The 18,361-nt window shown below is 35.0% G+C and carries 13 protein-coding genes; 6 read left to right on the forward strand and 7 right to left on the reverse strand.

The window, feature by feature from the left end:
* Positions 1–228: 228 nt before the first annotated feature.
* Positions 229–2,121, reverse strand: a complete 1,893-nt coding sequence (gene serA / locus RLT85_RS03840) for a phosphoglycerate dehydrogenase (protein ID WP_311400710.1) — start codon at positions 2,119–2,121, stop codon at positions 229–231.
* A gap of 126 nt (positions 2,122–2,247) precedes the next feature.
* The gene (gene trxB / locus RLT85_RS03845) at positions 2,248–3,222 is read right to left on the reverse strand and encodes a thioredoxin-disulfide reductase (RefSeq protein WP_311400711.1); all 975 of its coding nucleotides are present in this window, start codon (positions 3,220–3,222) and stop codon (positions 2,248–2,250) included.
* 162 nt (positions 3,223–3,384) lie between these two features.
* Between trxB and RLT85_RS03850 the strand changes: the two genes are divergently transcribed.
* The 3 genes from RLT85_RS03850 (at position 3,385) to uraH (ending at position 6,911) form a co-directional block, all read left to right on the forward strand.
* Positions 3,385–4,293 carry a tryptophan 2,3-dioxygenase family protein gene (locus RLT85_RS03850; protein ID WP_311400712.1) on the forward strand — a complete coding sequence of 303 codons (909 nt, stop codon included), beginning with the start codon at positions 3,385–3,387 and terminating at the stop codon, positions 4,291–4,293.
* A gap of 119 nt (positions 4,294–4,412) precedes the next feature.
* Complete coding sequence (gene acs / locus RLT85_RS03855) at positions 4,413–6,350, forward strand: acetate--CoA ligase (protein WP_311400713.1); 1,938 nt, start codon at positions 4,413–4,415, stop codon at positions 6,348–6,350.
* 153 nt (positions 6,351–6,503) lie between these two features.
* Positions 6,504–6,911 carry a hydroxyisourate hydrolase gene (gene uraH / locus RLT85_RS03860; RefSeq protein WP_311400714.1) on the forward strand — a complete coding sequence of 136 codons (408 nt, stop codon included), beginning with the start codon at positions 6,504–6,506 and terminating at the stop codon, positions 6,909–6,911.
* 202 nt (positions 6,912–7,113) lie between these two features.
* On the opposite strand, the gene RLT85_RS03865 is transcribed toward uraH, so the two are convergent.
* The 3 genes from RLT85_RS03865 to RLT85_RS03875 all read right to left on the reverse strand — a co-directional run bounded on the left by RLT85_RS03865 (position 7,114) and on the right by RLT85_RS03875 (position 10,394).
* Positions 7,114–7,731 carry an L-threonylcarbamoyladenylate synthase gene (locus RLT85_RS03865; protein ID WP_311400715.1) on the reverse strand — a complete coding sequence of 206 codons (618 nt, stop codon included), beginning with the start codon at positions 7,729–7,731 and terminating at the stop codon, positions 7,114–7,116.
* 115 nt (positions 7,732–7,846) lie between these two features.
* A complete protein-coding gene (locus tag RLT85_RS03870) occupies positions 7,847–8,056 on the reverse strand; it encodes a hypervirulence associated TUDOR domain-containing protein (RefSeq protein ID WP_311400716.1) in 210 nt (69 codons plus the stop codon).
* Positions 8,057–8,069: 13 nt separating this feature from the next.
* Entirely contained in the window at positions 8,070–10,394 is a 2,325-nt protein-coding gene (locus RLT85_RS03875) for an ATP-dependent helicase (RefSeq protein WP_311400717.1), read from the reverse strand.
* A gap of 407 nt (positions 10,395–10,801) precedes the next feature.
* On the opposite strand from RLT85_RS03875, the gene RLT85_RS03880 reads away from it, so the two are divergent.
* Positions 10,802–12,406, forward strand: a complete 1,605-nt coding sequence (locus RLT85_RS03880; protein ID WP_311400928.1) for an FMN-binding glutamate synthase family protein — start codon at positions 10,802–10,804, stop codon at positions 12,404–12,406.
* Between the two features lie 15 nt (positions 12,407–12,421).
* A complete protein-coding gene (locus RLT85_RS03885; protein WP_311400718.1) occupies positions 12,422–12,943 on the forward strand; it encodes a DUF7935 family protein in 522 nt (173 codons plus the stop codon).
* Between the two features lie 7 nt (positions 12,944–12,950).
* Here RLT85_RS03885 and RLT85_RS03890 read toward each other — a convergent pair whose 3' ends face one another.
* Together RLT85_RS03890 and RLT85_RS03895 are read right to left on the reverse strand one after the other, a co-directional pair.
* A complete protein-coding gene (locus RLT85_RS03890; RefSeq protein ID WP_311400719.1) occupies positions 12,951–13,856 on the reverse strand; it encodes a patatin-like phospholipase family protein in 906 nt (301 codons plus the stop codon).
* Positions 13,853–15,931, reverse strand: a complete 2,079-nt coding sequence (locus tag RLT85_RS03895; protein WP_311400720.1) for a M1 family metallopeptidase — start codon at positions 15,929–15,931, stop codon at positions 13,853–13,855. The genes RLT85_RS03890 and RLT85_RS03895 overlap by 4 nt, the downstream gene beginning before the upstream one ends.
* A 138-nt stretch (positions 15,932–16,069) precedes the next feature.
* On the opposite strand from RLT85_RS03895, the gene recG reads away from it, so the two are divergent.
* A complete protein-coding gene (gene recG / locus RLT85_RS03900; protein ID WP_311400721.1) occupies positions 16,070–18,175 on the forward strand; it encodes an ATP-dependent DNA helicase RecG in 2,106 nt (701 codons plus the stop codon).
* The last annotated feature ends 186 nt before the right edge of the window (positions 18,176–18,361 follow it).

The following is an 18,361-nucleotide window of genomic DNA, read 5'->3' on the forward strand; positions in this document are numbered from 1 at the left end:
CGATTAAAACGTTGAAGATCATAAAAGACTTTAATCCCTAGCCCCGATTGCAATGGAAATCCCGCAATGAAGCGCTAGCGAAATGAGGAATTGTAATGGAAAGCGGGAAACCAACTTACAAAAAAAAATGACTTATATGCTCCTTATTAAAATTCATATGAAAATTATAATACAGCTTGAGTTTTATTGCAGTGCGATTACAACTAAAATATACTATGAATAATTTTTTTAATACAGTATTCTAAACCGAATTGTTCCTTCTAAGCCCTTAAGTTCTTTAATAATGGTTTCATCGTAGGCTTTATTTATATCAGTAATCACGTAGCCTATTTGTTCACTGGTTTTTAAATATTGTCCGTCAATATTAATGTGATGCTTTGCCAATAATTCATTAATTTTTGCCAAAATCCCTGGCGTGTTGTAATGAATATGTATAAGTCGGTGGGCATTTTTTAAAACAGGTAATTGCAAATTGGGAAAGTTTACACTGTTGGTAGTACTTCCTGTATTGATATATTCTATAAATCGCTGCGGAACAAAATGAGCTATGTTTTCTTGAGCTTCTAGCGTGCTTCCTCCAATATGCGGAGTTAATATAAGGTTGGGCAATCCTTTAAGCACGCTCTCAAATGCTTCATCGTTGGTTTTTGGTTCCACGGGATACACATCAATCGCAGCACCATTGAGATGCCCATTGCTAAGATATTTTTTTAAAGCATTTAAATTAACCACGTGTCCCCTACTCAAATTGATAAAAACACTTCCTTTCTGCATCTGCTGAAATTGCTCCTCATCCATAAAGTTTTTATTTTCTGGTCTGCCATCTACGTGCAGAGAGATGACTTCGCAAGTTTGCAGTAATTCTTCCAAGCTATTGCATTTGGTCACATTTCCTAGAGGTAGTTTTTCTATTAAATCATAGTAATAAACGTCAAAACCAAGACTTTCGGCCAATATAGAGAGTTGAGCTCCTATATTTCCGTAGCCTATAATTCCCAGTTTTTTCCCTCTAATCTCATAACTTTTTGCTGCGGATTTGTTCCATTTCCCTTGGTGCATTTGCTGCATTTTATCGGGAAGGTTTCTCAGCAATAAAATCATTTCTCCTATAGCCAATTCTACTACAGAGCGTGTATTGCTATAAGGCGCATTAAAAACTGGAATCCCTTTTTTGGCACAAGCCTCAAGATCTATTTGGTTGGTTCCTATGCAAAAAGCTCCTACTGCGATAAGACGCTTTGCGTTCTCTAAAACCTCTTGCGTTAATTGTGTTTTAGAACGAATGCCTAAAATAGAGATATCTTTAATCTTTTCTTTTAGCTCTTCTTCATCCATCGCTCCAGCATGAATGCTTACTTGATAGCCTTCTTTTTCTAAAATAGCCTGAGCAGAAGAGTGAATATTCTCCAATAAAAGAACTTTAATTCTATTTTTAGGATACGATAAGGAAATGTTCATTTGGTGTAGGTATAAAAATTCATCTAGACTAGGGGTAATATGATCTGCTTGAGCAATCACATTTTCTCTTACGACATTTTCTGTAAAAGCATAAAATTTATTGGCTAAGCCTGCGGCTTTCACTTCATAATCATTATAGCCATCGCCAATCATAAAGATATCTCCTTCGAGATTTAATTCTTGAAGTAGTTTTGCTTTTCCATTATTATGAGCTAGTATATTGGATTCATCAAAACCGATAATATCTTTGTGATCATTCGTGACAAATGTATTGGCATAAACATGAGATTCTAAAATACCAAAAGATGTCACTATGGGAACGATAAACTCTTTAAAACCATTAGAGATAATATAGATTTGCGAAGCATAGGTTTTCAAAAATGAGGCGTTTCTTGCAAAAGAAATACTTATTTTTTCTCGTAGCACCTGTATCAGCTTCTCAATATCCTTTTCACTTGCTTCAACCAATTGCAAACGTTGTCTTAAAGATTCATTGAAATTCATATCTCCCCGCATCGCTAAATTTGTAATCTCCTCTATTTGTTGTGAAATCTCCTTTTGACGTGCGTGGTCTTTTAAACTTATGTTAGCTAATTCATCTAAGGCTTCCACTTGTGTGAAAGTACTATCAAAATCAATAAGGTAGAGCTGCTTGTTTTTCATCGTTCTCAATAAAAATCTGCTTTATACTTAAATCTAATTATAAGTTCTAGTGGCAAGATTAAACTAAAAGTATAAAAAAAAGCCTTAACGTGTTACGCTAAGGCTTTTAAAATCGTTTTTTTTGGGCTAAGCGGTAACTTCTTCTTCGCTTTCAATCGTTGCTAAGTAACGCTCGGCATCTAATGCTGCCATACATCCAGTTCCTGCTGCGGTTACAGCTTGTCTATAATCTTTATCTTGCACATCCCCACTGGCAAAAACTCCAGGAAGATTGGTCTTGGTAGTTTTAGGTTCTGTAATTAGGTAACCTGTATCATCCATCTCTAGCTGATCTTTAAAAATATCGGTATTGGGTTTATGACCAATAGCAATAAAAAGACCCGTTATGGCAATCTCTTCTTTTTCTTGCGTTTGGTTATTCACCATACGTAACCCTTCAACAACTTGTTCTCCCAAAACCTCATCAATTTCGGTGTTGTAACGTAAATCTATATTTTTGGTAGAAGTTACACGATGTTGCATTGCCTTAGAAGCTCTCATCTCGTCTTTTCTTACCAACATCGTCACTTTATTACAAATATTAGCTAAGTAAGTAGCTTCTTCAGCAGCGGTATCTCCTCCACCAACTATAGCTACATCTTGTCCTTTGTAAAAGAAACCATCACAAACAGCACAAGCGGAAACTCCGCCTCCACGCAATCTCTGTTCGCTAGGAAGTCCTAAATATTTGGCCGTTGCGCCAGTAGAAATAATCACTGTTTCGGCTTCTACCCAGGTTTTATTATCTACGCAAGCTTTGTGGATTCCTCCAACTTCTTTACTTAGTTGCACTTCGGTCACCATTCCAATACGCACCTCGGTTCCAAAACGTTCTGCCTGCTGTTGCAATTGTACCATCATCGTAGGACCATCGATTCCTTCTGGGTAACCAGGAAAATTATCTACTTCTGTTGTGGTAGTTAACTGTCCGCCAGGCTCCATTCCAGTATACAAGATAGGCTTTAAATCTGCTCTAGCTGCATAAATAGCTGCGGTATAGCCTGCTGGACCAGATCCTATAATTAGACACTTTATTCTTTCGGTTTTATTTTCTTCTGACATGATCGTTCACTTTTCTTTGAGATGGTAAAAATAATAAGTTTCTCCATATTATACCATAAAAAGCAGGAAGACTTGTTATATACTTATAAAGAATAACAATTAAACCAAATTAAGCATTTAATACTCTTTATAATTTGATATTTTTGTTATAAACTAACTACCATGAAAAAAGAGGACATACTCGCAAAAATTGATGAAAAGTACGAGAATCTTGGAGAAAATCCAGAAACCTATTTAGCTGGACTTCTGCAAGCTAAACCTATTAACTACTGGGATTACATACAAGTAGACACCTTACTTTCTTTACAAAAACCAAGAACAGATTTTGAAGATGAAGAAATCTTTATCATGTATCATCAAGTGACTGAGCTGGTGCTTAAACTTATGATTCACGAATTAAAACAGATTACGTTAAAAAATCTTGAGGAACCTGTTTTAATAGACAAAATAAAACGAATAACACGCTACACCAACATGCTAATGACCTCTTTTGATGTGATGCGTGATGGAATGGATTATGCCGACTACAATACCTTTAGAGCTACTTTGGCTCCCGCAAGCGGATTTCAAAGTGCTCAATTTAGATTTTTAGAAATCTATTGCACTCCCATAGAAAATCTTATCAATATAAAAGGAAAAGAACGACTTCCCCAAAACCCAACTACCGAAGATTTATTTGATCAAGTCTACTGGAAAGATGCCGGTCATAACCGCAAAACTGGAAAGAAAAGTCTTACCCTACAAGCTTTTGAAGAAAAATACCTAGATGATTTTATCGCTTTAGCCAAAAAAATGAAGGGAAATACCTTGGCAGAAAAATACCTTCAAATAGAAAATCCTTCAGAAGAGCTTACTAAGGCATTACGAGGTTTAGATTACTTATTTAATGTAGAATGGCCAATTATTCACTTGAATACTGCGCAACATTATCTCAACAAAAAAGGAGAATCAAAAGCGGCCACAGGCGGCTCTGAATGGCAAAAATACCTTCACCCCAAATACCAACAACGTAAATTCTTCCCAGCCCTATGGACCGAAGATGAAATTTTGCATTGGGCAGAAAACGCATAATTTTATTTGTTTTTCTCTCTAAAATCATCCTGAGTATCTTCCTTTACGGAAAATGTTCAGGATGATTTTTTTATTGATTTTATGAAATCTTAAATACTTATTCTTATTTTAGAGAATTGATGTCTAATCCATCAAAAATTAAAGAAACTATGGAGAATACTATGCAAATAAAGTCTTTCGCCGCCTATAAAAAAACGTATAAACGAAGCGTTGAAAAACCTGATGAATTTTGGAGTGATGTGGCTCAAAATTTTTCTTGGAGAAAAAAATGGGACACTACCTTAGAGTGGGATTTCTCTCAACCAGAAGTCAAATGGTTTAAAGGAGGTAAATTAAATATTACAGAAAATTGCTTGGATAGACACGCAAAGGCAACTCCAAATAAAAACGCAATTATTTGGGAACCCAACGATCCTAATGAAGAATCTAGAACCATCACATATAAGCAACTCTTAGTAAAGGTTTGCCATTTTGCCAATGTCTTAAAACGCAAAGGAATTAAGAAAGGTGATCGGGTTTGTATTTATATGCCTATGATCCCCGAGTTAGCTATTGCAATGTTGGCTTGTGCTAGAATTGGAGCAATACATTCCATCGTTTTTGCAGGTTTTTCTAGTAAAGCAATTAGCAGTAGAATTAATGATTCCGAATGTAAATTATTAATCACTGCCAACGATTATTATAGAGGAAGAAAATCAATTCCGTTAAAAGAAATATGTGATGAAGCTTTAGAAAATACGCCAAGTATTGAGAATGTGATTGTTTATCGCAGAACCATTAACTCTACTCCTATGAAAAAAGGCAGAGATACATTTTGGTTTGATGAACTGCAAGACGCTTACGCGGAATGTGATCCTGAAGAGATGGATGCAGAAGATCCTTTGTTTATCTTATATACTTCTGGCTCTACAGGAAAACCTAAAGGCATGGTGCATACCACAGCAGGGTATATGATTGGTACAAGTTATACTTTTGAAAATGTATTTCAACCTAATAAAGACTCTATCTATTGGTGTACTGCGGATATTGGTTGGATTACGGGTCATTCTTATATTATATACGGTCCGTTAACTTCTGGTGCGACCACAGTCATGTTTGAAGGTGTTCCAAGCTATCCTAATTTTGGGAGGTTTTGGGAAATTATAGAAAAGTTCAAAATTACTCATTTTTATACAGCACCAACGGCGATTAGAGCGCTCGCAAAACAAGATATTTCTTTTGTAGAAAAACACGATCTCACTTCTTTAAAAGTTTTAGGAAGTGTGGGAGAGCCTATTAATGAAGAAGCTTGGCATTGGTATAACGATAATATTGGAAAATCTAAATGTCCCATTGTAGATACTTGGTGGCAAACAGAAACTGGTGCTATTATGATTTCTCCATTAGCTGGAGTAACGGCCACTAGACCCACATTTGCGACCTTACCTTTACCTGGTGTACAACCAGCGCTGATGGATGAAGAAGGAAATGAGATTGAATTTGACGGACAAAAAGCGGAAGGCCGCTTAGCTATAAAAGCACCTTGGCCAGCTATGGCTAGAACCATTTGGAATAATCACCAACGCTATAAAGAAACATATTTTTCTACGTATAAAAATAAATATTTTACGGGCGACGGAGCTTATCGCGATGCCACAGAAAATTACAGAATTACAGGAAGAGTAGACGACGTGGTTATCGTCTCTGGACATAATCTAGGTACAGCACCCATAGAAAATGCCATTAATGAGCATGAGTTGGTTTCTGAAAGTGCTATTGTTGGTTACCCTCATGAGGTAAAAGGAAACGCTTTATATGCTTATGTAATTTTACTGGATAGAGCAAAACCTTCAGAAGAATTAGAAAAAGAAATCTTAGCTATGGTTACTAAACAAGTAGGCGCCATTGCCAAACCAGACAAAATTCAGTTTGTAGAAAATTTACCTAAAACCAGAAGTGGAAAAATTATGCGAAGGATACTTAGAAAAATTGCATCGGGAGATAGCGATAATTTGGGAGATACCTCTACGCTTCTTAATCCAGATATAGTGGAAAAAATTAAGAAGAATAAGATTTAAGAGCAAAATTTAGTGGTAAAAATCAGAAAAGCTATTTTCACTTATTTTGATACTCATGAAAACAAAGACAGATTTTAATTTATAAATAATCTTAACTAAGTTTAAAGCAGAATCATCAATAAAGGCTTATAAGTTTGCAATAAAATTTATTTCATGAAAAATATAATATTAAGTGTATGCTTATTATGTATAAGTATAGCAAGTTTTGCACAGCAAAAAGAATTTCAACTATCTACGCATATATTGGATATTTCGAAAGGTATTCCTGCGGAAGACGTAACGATTAAATTAGAAAAAATGAACCCCAAAACCAATGCGTGGTATTTCATTTCTGAAAAAGTTACTACAGAAAATGGTCGTGTAAATGATTTTTTACCTGCAACTAAGAATAATCACGGTATTTATAGATTTACTTTTTATACCAAATCTTATTTTGACAATTTAGATGAAGAATCGTTTTACCCTTATATTGAAGTGGTTTTTGAAATTAGCGATGAAAACCATTATCACGTTCCTATTACTCTTTCTGCATTTGGCTATTCTACGTATCGCGGAAGTTAATAAAACCATAGCAAAATATTATTAGAAACAAAAGAGGCTGTCATTTTTAGACAGCCTCTTTTAATTTGTAAAAGATTAAATTATTAAAACTGATACCTAAAAAGTAAAAAAAATAAAGTCGATAGATAAAAACATTTTTAGAAGATGATATAATTAGAGAAGTAGATCAAATTAAATCACCATAAATGTTTATCTATTTCTATTAAAAATTATCTACATCTCCCTTTCCTTCTCTCAATACCTCAGGATCACCTTCACTTAAATCAATTACAGAAGAAGCTACATTATCTCCATATCCTCCATCAATAACTACATCTACAAGTTTATCCCACTTTTCAGCAATCAACTCGGGATCTGTAGTATATTCCAACACTTCATCCTCATCCTTTATAGAAGTAGAAACAATAGGATTTCCTAAAGCCGTTACCAGTGCTCTGCAAATATTATTATCGGGCACTCTAATTCCCACGGTTTTTCTCTTCTTAAAAACGGAAGGCAAATTATTACTTCCTGGCAAAATAAATGTATAAGGCCCAGGAAGATTTCGTTTTAGTATTTTAAAATTTTGGTTATCGATGCTAACATATTCAGACAAGTTACTTAAATCTGCTACGATAAAAGAAAAGTTAGACTTTTCTAATTTGACACCTTTAATCTGCGCAATTTTTTCTAAAGCAGCCGTATTGGTTATATCACAACCTAATCCATACACTGTATCTGTAGGATAAATCACAAGTCCTCCATTTTTTAGGACTTTCACCACTTTTTCAATTTCTTTTGGAGAGGGATTTTCTTCGTAAATTTTAATTAATTCCGCCATAAATTATAAGTTTTTTAGAAAGCATAAGGTAGCAAAAAAGTTCATTATAATTTATTAATACACTTAAATTTTAATGATGTACAGATTAAAATTTTATTACAGAACAAATTTTATATTAAGCTTTTTTTACTTCGCTTTCTAATTTTAAAACTTTACTTCCATCTTCTTGTTCAATAAATAGCGCTTTGTCTCCTGGTTCTCCTTTTCTCGTAACTTGTGAACCTTTAAGCGTTTTGGTTATCTCTTTTGCGTAAGTTTCAATTACTTTACCCCTAGCAGTACCTTTTCCCCACTGCCAGCTAACTGTTGATCCTTTTCTAATCATTTAAAAATTACTTTTATGAGATTAATTTAAGTTTTGCAAATCTTAGTAATAACTTTTTTAACCCTCCATTTTCAAAATCTATTTCTGCCTTTTTATCTTGTCCCACTCCTTCTACGCCAATGATAGTTCCTTTCCCAAAACGTAAGTGTTCCACTTTTTGTCCTGATTCTAATTGTAATATTTCTGAAGACGCTTTCGCGGAATTGCCATTGCTTTGAGGTCTAAGTTTTCTAAGCTTTCTTAATTGTTCTTCACTAGGTTTGTGCGCTGGCGGCGGAGTCCCTTTCGTGGGTTTGGTTTGTCTTAATCTACTTTTATCTACTTCTCCAAAAACATCAGAATCTATTAAAGGCTTATATTTATAATCATCCTGCGGAATCATATACTCTTTAAATTCATCGTCAATTTCTTCTATAAATCTACTAGGCTCCGCATCAATCAATTTCCCCCAGCGGTAGCGAGATTGTGTATACGTTAAATAAGCCTGCTTCTCTGCTCTAGTTAAAGCCACATAAAAAAGTCGTCTTTCTTCCTCCAGTTCAGAGCGGGTATTCATACTCATTCCTGAAGGAAAAAGTTCTTCTTCCAAACCTACAATATATACATAAGGAAACTCTAATCCTTTGGCTAAATGTATGGTCATTAACGCAACTCTATCTTCTTCTTCTGTAGCTTTGTCCATATCTGTAGCAAGCGCTACATCTTCTAAAAATTCGGCTAGAGAACCATCTGTATCGGCAATTTCTTTTTGTTCTTCTACAAAGTCTTTTATTCCGTTAAGGAGTTCTTCAATATTTTCTATTCGTGCAATTCCTTCTGGAGTACCGTCTTTTTTAAGCTCTTGTAATAAACCTGTTTTCTTTGCAATAGATTCTGAAACCGTAAACGCATCTTCCCTTTGCGCCATGATCTGAAAGCTTTTGATCATATTGGCAAAATTCGTCAGCTTATTTTTAGTACCCTTATTAATTTTAAGGTCTATTTTATCAATATTATCAATCACTTCAAAAATAGAACGCTTGTAATGATTGGCTGCCAGCACGAGCTTATCCATCGTAGTTGCGCCAATTCCTCTTGCAGGATAATTAATTACCCGCTTTAAAGCTTCTTCATCTTTAGAATTTACTAACAAACGTAAATAAGCCAATACATCTTTGATCTCTTTACGTTGGTAAAATGAAAGTCCGCCATAAATACGATATGGAATATCTCTCTTCCGTAAAGCATCTTCCATCGCTCTACTTTGCGCATTGGTTCTATAGAGAATGGCGAAATCTCCATTTCTCATTTGGTGCTCCATTCTATTATCAAAGATAGAACTGGCTACGTAACGTCCCTCTTCCCCATCGGTCAATAAGCGATTGACAATAATTTTGGGTCCGTCATCATTAGCCGTCCAAACTATCTTCTCAAGCTTGGTTTTGTTTTTATCTATAATAGAATTGGCCGCGTGTACAATATTTTTGGTAGAACGGTAATTTTGCTCTAGGCGATACATTTCTACATTATCATAGTCCCGTTGAAAATTTAATATGTTGTTGATATTAGCTCCGCGGAAAGCGTAAATACTTTGCGCATCATCCCCTACCACACATATATTTTGAAATTTATCGCTTAATGCACGTACAATTAAATACTGCGAGTGGTTGGTATCTTGGTACTCATCTACTAAAATGTATCTAAATCTATTTTGATATTTTGCCAATACTTCAGGAAAACGAGTCAGAAGTTCGTTGGTTCTTAAAAGCAGGTCATCAAAATCCATAGCGCCAGCTTTAAAACACCTATCTACATAATGCTGATAAATTTCTCCTAAACGGGGTCGCTTTGCCATCGCATCGGCTTCTTGCAATTCGGCATTTTGAAAATAAGCCTTTACAGTAACCAGACTGTTCTTATAGGAAGAGATTTTAGAATAGATTTGTTTGTACTTATAAACGTCTTTATCTAAACTCAATTCTTTAATAATAGCCGAAATAAGGCGTTGAGAATCTTGCGTATCGTAAATGGTAAAATTGGACGGATAGCCTAATTTATCTGCTTCAAAACGTAGAATTTTAGCAAAAATGGAATGGAATGTTCCCATCCATAAATTTTTAGCTTCACTACTCCCCACAATTTTTGAGATACGGCTTTTCATTTCCTTCGCCGCCTTATTGGTAAAGGTTAAGGATAGAATATTAAAAGGGTCTACGCCTTTACTCATTAAATAAGCAATTCTATAGGTAAGTACTCTTGTTTTGCCAGATCCTGCACCAGCAATGACAATCATAGGGCCATCTTTTTGCAATACAGGTGCACGTTGTGCTTCATTAAGTTCGGCTAGATAATTCTCCAAAATAATATCTTTTTAAAAATCGTGAATTTACCAAAAATAGAAAAAAACCATCCCGCTTTCACGCTTTACTTATAAACATTATAAAGAAATGTATAGAAAATTGAAAATGCGAATTCATTACATATAAATTAAGTTGAAAGTTTGCTTAAAGCCCAGATACTATCTTTCTCACCGAATTTAAAGGTTTCATTTACCTGAAATAACCAGACCAAGAATAAGAATTTAATTAGGTTTAATTCATTTATTGTACAAAATAAAACAGGAATATATTATCGCTCTTTATAGCATTACTTCAAACTTTCTTAGGACTTAGAATTCGTAGAAATCTATCAACTTTACAATATTTTTAACCGCTGTCTAATTGTATTTTAAATATATTAGTGTCTTACTTACAACACATACTTATGATGAATACCATATTGGATTTTTTAGGGAAGATTACCTGGTGGCAGTGGATAATTATTGGAATTGTCATAATAGCCATTAGGGATATCTTTTTTAATAAAAAACACATAATCACCAAAAACTTTCCGGTGGTAGGACACTTTCGATATATGTTAGAGAGCATTGGTCCAGAATTAAGACAATATATCGTTGCTAACAACCGGGAAGAACTTCCTTTTGATAGAATACAGCGAGGTTGGATTTATGCTTCAGCAAAAAATCAAAATAATTATGAAGGTTTTGGAACGGATAGAGATTTTTATAAAAATAACTATATTTTTATAAATAATGCGATGACCCCCTATAAGATGGCGCCTAATCATCCCAATGTTAAGGACCCTTATTTTTTACCTTGTGCTAAAGTGATGGGCTTACACCATAAAAGAAGAAGACCTTATCGTCCTGCTTCTGTTATTAATGTTTCTGCGATGAGTTTTGGAAGTCTTTCGGCAAGAGCTATCGCTTCTTTAAATAAAGGAGTAAAATTGGCTAATGCGTATCATAATACAGGAGAAGGAGGAATTTCTTTTTACCATAAAAACGGAGGGGATTTGGTGCTGCAAATTGGTACAGGTTATTTTGGCGTACGAGATGATGAGGGTAATTTTTCTATGGAAAAATTGATTCAACTTGTAGAAGATACTCCAATGTTGAAAGCTATAGAAATAAAATTATCTCAAGGGGCTAAACCAGGAAAAGGCGGAGTGCTTCCCGCTTCTAAAATTACTCAAGAAATTGCAAAAATACGTAATGTACCTATGGGTAAAGATGTGATTTCACCACCATACCATAATGCTTTTGAAGGAATTGACGAAATGATTGATTTCATAGAAGATATTGCTGAAAAAACTGGTCTTCCTGTCGGAATTAAAGCTGCTATAGGTAAAACCGAACAATGGGAAGAATTGGCGGGTAAGATGAAAAAGACCAATCGCGGTCCAGATTACATTAGCATTGATGGCGGTGAAGGCGGTACAGGTGCTGCTCCCCCAAGTTTTGCAGATCATGTGGCTGTACCTTGGACGTATGGTTTTCAGAAAATTTATAAAATCTTTAAAAATCACGATCTGAGCAATCAAATCGTTTTTATAGGGAGTGGAAAACTAGGTTTCCCTTCGCAAGCCGCCATGGCTTTTTCTATGGGAGCAGATGTGATTAATGTGGCAAGAGAAGCAATGATGAGTATTGGTTGTATACAAGCTCAATCCTGTCATACCAATACGTGTCCTACCGGAATAGCAACTCAAAATAAATGGTTGCAACGAGGTATTAATGTAGACAACAAAGCCGTGCGTACCAATATGTATTTCAAAAATTTTCGTAAAGAGCTTATCGAAATCACCCATGCTTGCGGTTATGAACATCCTTGTGAATTCACGATGGATGATGTAAATGTGAATTTAAGTGATCAAGATTTTACAAAAACACTTGCCGATTCTTACGGGTATCATAAAGTGAAAGTTCCTTTTGAGGGAGTTCGTGCTTTACAAAAATGTCAGTATCTTGGCGGAAATTATAAAAGAAAGGATTCCGAAAAATCTTTTGAAAAGGACGAGGTTCGCTATTAAAGTTTTAAAAAATCTATGGAACAAGTTAATATCATTCAATTATTATTTTATCTATTACCCGCTGTAATTGTGGCTTTAGTAGCCTATTATTTCTTTAATTCTTATTTTAAAGAAGAGCAAAAACGTAGGATGTATCAATTAAGAGCAGAAAACAGCAAGCAAGCGCTTCCGTTAAGGTTTCAAGCAATAGAAAGAATGACGTTGTTTTTAGAACGTATAGATCCAGGCAGTCTTATTATAAGGGTTAAACCTTATAATGAGAATCAAGTAGATTATGAAAACTTACTGGTTAAAAATATTGAGCAAGAGTTTGAGCACAATCTTGCACAACAAGTTTATATAAGTATAGAATGCTGGAATGCTATTAAAGCTACTAAAAACGCTACTATTGCCCTTATTAGACAAGCCAATAAGAAAGAAGAGGTACAAAGCCCTGAGAAATTGAGGGAAGTTATTCTTAGTCAGATGGTAGAAAAAACTTCCCCCAGCCAAACGGGAATTGCTTATTTAAAGAAAGAAGCAAGAGATATTTGGTAAGCCAAGCTTATTTCAACTCGTTTTCTTCTAAATTTTTAGCCTTTTTGTTTGCGTAATTGTAGCCTTGCTGCCACCAGCTAGTCATCAACTTCTTATCAAAAATTAAGGAGTTTTCGGTGAGTTTACTTGGGGTATAATAGAGATTTAATACTACGTCTCTATTTATTGCCGCCAATTTGCCTTCAATAATATTGCTTTTCTCTACCTGATCGAGCATATATCCAAAAAGGTTCACCATTAAGGAGAAAGGGTTTTTTCCCAAAACTTTATTGTACTCCATATTTTCAGATTCTAAGATTACAGCGTCAATTTCTGTGGCACCACGTCTTATGGCTTCCCGAATAGGAACCATACAACCAAAACCACCATCGGCATACTCAAACCCATCTTTCTTCGCTAAACTCATAAAAGGAACATAATTACACGATATCCAAATCCATTCACAAAACTCATCGTAACTAAAATCTTTAATAGATTTATATTCAATTTGGTTTTTACTAAGATTAGAAACCGTAACTATTAAATCTGTAACCGTAGATTTGATTTCGAGAAATTCTGTTTTCGTAATTTTTTGCCTAATTAGTTTTTTAAGATTTTTACTCTCTCCAAAAGTTCGTTTTTTCTTTAAAAACTGAAGAAAGGTAGTTAAATAATTAATAGTTACATATTCTCTATTTCCTTCTTTCTTAATTACAAATGGATTTAAACTAAAAATACTAGCTTGGTTCACATTGGTGTAAATGTCGTGGAGCTTGGTAAGTTTCCCTAAAGCGAGATGAGAAATCAATAAACTTCCTGTTGAGGAGCCTATATAAATGTCATATTTTTTCTTCTGTTCTCTTATCAAATGCTCTGCTACTCCACCAGCATAAGCTCCTTTGCTTCCTCCTCCAGAAATTACTAATGCTCTCATAAATTGTATTTCTTTTTTGCATAAGCTGCGTGATCACTAGGTATTTTGTCTACCAAAGCAATAAGTTGAGCTCTATGTTTTGGATTTTCCCACAAAGTGTCTAATAATTCTCTACAAAATTTCTTAAAACGCCAAACCGAATGGGTAGTTCCCTCAAATAAATCTTCATAGCTCTGCTTGGAGAACGTATCGATTTGGTAAAGGTAACCAAAAGCATTTTCCCTTACCGCATAATCATAAACTGCGGAAGTGTAACTAGATAGCTTTTTAAAGACTGACGGTTTTTGATCATTTTTATAGGCTGGCGAAACCAAATGTAAGGTTGACCATAAGATTTCTATATTTTTATCTTGAAAACCTTCAACTCCTTCTAATTTCTCAAAATAAACAGTTCTATCTTCTGAAAAATTTTGCCATAAATTCATAAAAGCTTTTTCTTTGGTAAGATAAGAATCATCATCCAATAAGCTTTCCATCTCTCCTTTTAGCTGTCGCGGAATTTCCCTCAACGTAATCGCAATGGCTTGCCGAGTAAGTAAATTGTCACTCTCAAAAGCCTTTTTATACAAAGAAAATACTTCTTCCGGCTTTTCTTGGGCTAGTTGATATACTACTTCCTGCCCAAAATAATCGTTAACGGGCTTTTGTAAGGCTAACTCTAACCGACTTTGTTTGTCATCAATAGCTAACTTCCGTAAAGCTTTAAGTTCTAAAAGTTCTTTTATAAAATCCGACTTTTTCAAAGAAGTTAAAGCTTCGTCAGCTTTAAATGCCGACTGAAATAGCCAATCTTTCCTAAAGATGGATAAATCTAAAGTACTGGCTAATTCCATTTCTTTTAGAAAAGCATCGGTGTCTACACTTTGATAGGCATATTTTATTAAATACGTTCTTACTCCTTTTCTAAAAGCCTCCTCTCCTACTTTCTCTTTTAAAATATGAAGCGCCCAAGCTCCTTTTTGGTAAAAAGTAAGCGAACTTGCTTTGGCATTTAACAAAGCCTCCCCTTCTCCCGAATCACTTAATTCTTTAAGATGCTCTGCCGTTTCGTATAATTTGTAATAGTAATACTCTTCTCCAAATACTTCTCTTTCGGCTAATAGTGCATAAAAAGTAGCAAAGCCTTCTTGCAACCAGTGATGTTCGCTAGAGGATGCCGTAACAAAATTTCCAAACCATTGGTGTGCTAATTCATGGGCATTTACATTCACATAATTACGATCTACAAAACCAATATCATCGGTAATAAATTGCTGAGAAAATAAAGTCGCCGTCGTGTTTTCCATTCCCGCATATAAAAAATCTCTTACGGGAACTTGTTTATAATCTTGCCAAGGAAACGGAATTCCTATTTCGGTTTCAAAAAAATCAAAAATTTGTTTGGAATAACGGTAGGTTGATTCAACTTTATCTTTGTTTTCGGGTTCATAATAATATTGTAGAGTAATCCCAGATTCTGTTTTTTCTTCCGCGAAAGCGTAATTACCAACCGCCACCGCTACCAAATAGCTACTCATAGGGTTTTGCATGTCATACTTCCATATGCGATCTTCTCCTTTGGTTTTTTTAGAAATAAGCTTTCCATTTGCAATCACTTGGTAAGCTTTGGGAACTTGGTAGCTTAGATCAAATTCGATTTTATCGTTTACATCGTCTATGCTTGGTAACCAATGCGACGTATATTTGCCCTGCCCTTGCGTCCAAATTTGATTGCTTCCCGCATTATCCCAACCCACAAAATACATGGTTTGAGAAGGTGTCATTTGATAATTAAATGTAAATGTATAGGCTTTCCCTGCCTTAAAATCGCCAATAAACCATATTTTACCTTGCGCAGCACTTATCTGAAATTTAGTATTTTCCAAGCCTTCTACCGTGGCTTTTTTTGCATCTAAATAAATAGAATCTGTAGCTTTTAAAACTTTTAATTCTACCTGAAGATTTCCGTCAAGGCTTTTGGTATCTGGAAGTAAATGAATAGTTCCAGAAATCTTCTGAATATTTACCGTAGAAGTTTGTTGCGCTTTTAAATACAGCGGACTTACAATTAAAAACAACCAAATAAAATGCTTCATAATTTATAAATACGAATCTATGTGTCTCTAAGATTATTTCGTTCTTCGAAAATACAAAACCTAGCGCATTTTTAACCAGTGTAAAGATTGTTAGTTTTTAGAAGATAGGTTTTTTTAATATTTCCTATCTTCGTTTTTATGAATACGAGTTCGCTGCAAACCCCTATAGATTACTTAAAAGGCGTAGGCCCCAGTCGGGCAGAAGTACTTCGTAAAGAACTGGGAATACACACCTATCAAGATCTTTTAAATCTTTTTCCCAACAGGTATATAGATAAAACCAAGTATTACAAAGTAACAGAAATTGAACGCAACTCTGCCGAAATTCAACTGGTAGGAAAAATTACGCATCTTAAAACTGTAGGAGAAAAAAGAGGCAAGCGTTTGGTCGCCGATTTTGTAGATGAAACTGGAAAAATAGAACTGGTATGGTTTCGCGGACATAAATGGTTGAAAGATTCTTTAAAAATTAATGTCTCTTATGTCGTTTTTGGGAAAGTAAATTGGTTCAATAATTCGGTTTCTATGCCGCATCCAGATATGGAGCTGCTTCAAGAACACGAGGCGAGTATAAAAATGGCGATGCAGCCTATTTATCCCTCTACAGAAATGTTGAGCAAAAGAGGGATTAGCAATAAAGTACTTTCTAAAATGTTGCAGCAATTGTTTTCTGAAAGTAAACAAGGCTTTACGGAAACTTTACCGCAATCTATTTTACAAGAACTCAAATTAATTTCTAAAAGTGAAGCTATTTTAAACGTTCACTTTCCGCAGTCCCCTAACAAACTTGCTTTAGCGCAATACCGCTTAAAATTTGAAGAGTTGTTTTACATTCAGTTGCAATTACTTCTAAAGAATATGCTGCACAAGCAAAAAATTAAGGGTTTTCCCTTTACGGAAGTAGGCTCGTATTTTAATGAATTTTATCAAAATCATTTGCCCTTTGAGCTTACTAACGCGCAAAAAAGGGTGATTAAAGAAATAAGAAGTGACTTGGGAAGCAATGCTCAAATGAATCGTTTGCTGCAAGGTGATGTAGGTTCAGGAAAAACCATTGTAGCCTTAATGGCGTGTTTATTGGCATTAGACAATCGTTTTCAGACCTGCTTAATGGCACCTACAGAAATTTTAGCCATTCAGCACTACCAAGGACTTAGCGAACTCTGCGAAAAACTTCCTATTAAAATCGCTTTGCTTACGGGATCTTCAAAAACCAAGCAGCGACGTGAAATTCACGAAAGTTTAGAAGACGGTTCTTTACATATACTTATAGGCACACACGCTTTATTAGAGGATAAAGTAAAATTTAAAAACTTAGGTTTGGCCATTATAGATGAGCAACACCGTTTTGGTGTGGCGCAACGTTCTAAATTATGGCATAAAAATACCTTACCACCGCACGTTTTAGTGATGACTGCCACTCCTATTCCTAGAACCCTGGCGATGAGTTTATACGGAGATTTAGACATCTCGGTGATTGATGAGCTTCCGCCAGGAAGAAAAGCGATTAGAACGGTTCATAGATTTGATTCTAATCGGTTAAAAGTATTTCGATTTATGCGAGATGAAATTGAAAAAGGAAGACAAATTTATATCGTTTATCCCCTAATTCAGGAAAGTGAAACTATGGATTATAAAGATTTAATGGATGGGTATGAAAGTATTGTTAGAGATTTTCCTACGCCAAAATATCAAATTTCTATTGTTCACGGACAAATGAAACCCGCCGACAAAGAGTTTGAAATGAATCGCTTTGTAAAAGGCGAAACCCAAATTATGGTGGCGACTACCGTAATTGAAGTGGGCGTAAATGTTCCCAATGCGAGTGTGATGATTATTGAAAGTGCCGAGCGCTTTGGTCTTTCTCAATTGCACCAACTACGTGGAAGAGTGGGCCGTGGCGCCGAGCAGAGTTATTGCATTCTTATGACGGGACACAAACTTTCTAAGGATAGCAAAACCAGATTAGAAACCATGACAAGAACCAATGATGGTTTTGAAATTGCCGAAGTTGACTTAAAACTGAGAGGACCTGGGGACATTATGGGCACACAACAAAGTGGAGTTTTAAATTTACGTATTGCTGATATTGTTTTAGATAATGATATTCTTAAAACAGCTCGCTATTACGCCAAGAAAATGCTCAATGAAGACCCCAAACTTGAACAAGCAGATCACGAAGTGGTAAAAGAGACTTACCGCTTAATGGGGAAACATAAAAATATATGGAATTATATTAGTTAGGTTTTGGTTATTCGTGTCTCGTTTTTAGCTTCTAATTTCACTCTCTTTTTCCTAAAAAATCACTTTTTTAAACAATAAACTCTATTTTTATGGGGTTATTAGTGCTAACTAACATAAAACACAAACTTTGAAAAAATTCACTTCCTTATGTTTCAGCGTATTTCTGCTTAGCTTTATTTGAGTAGG

The organism is Mesonia ostreae (assembly GCF_031845265.1).
Taxonomy (GTDB): Bacteria; Bacteroidota; Bacteroidia; order Flavobacteriales; family Flavobacteriaceae; genus Mesonia; species Mesonia ostreae.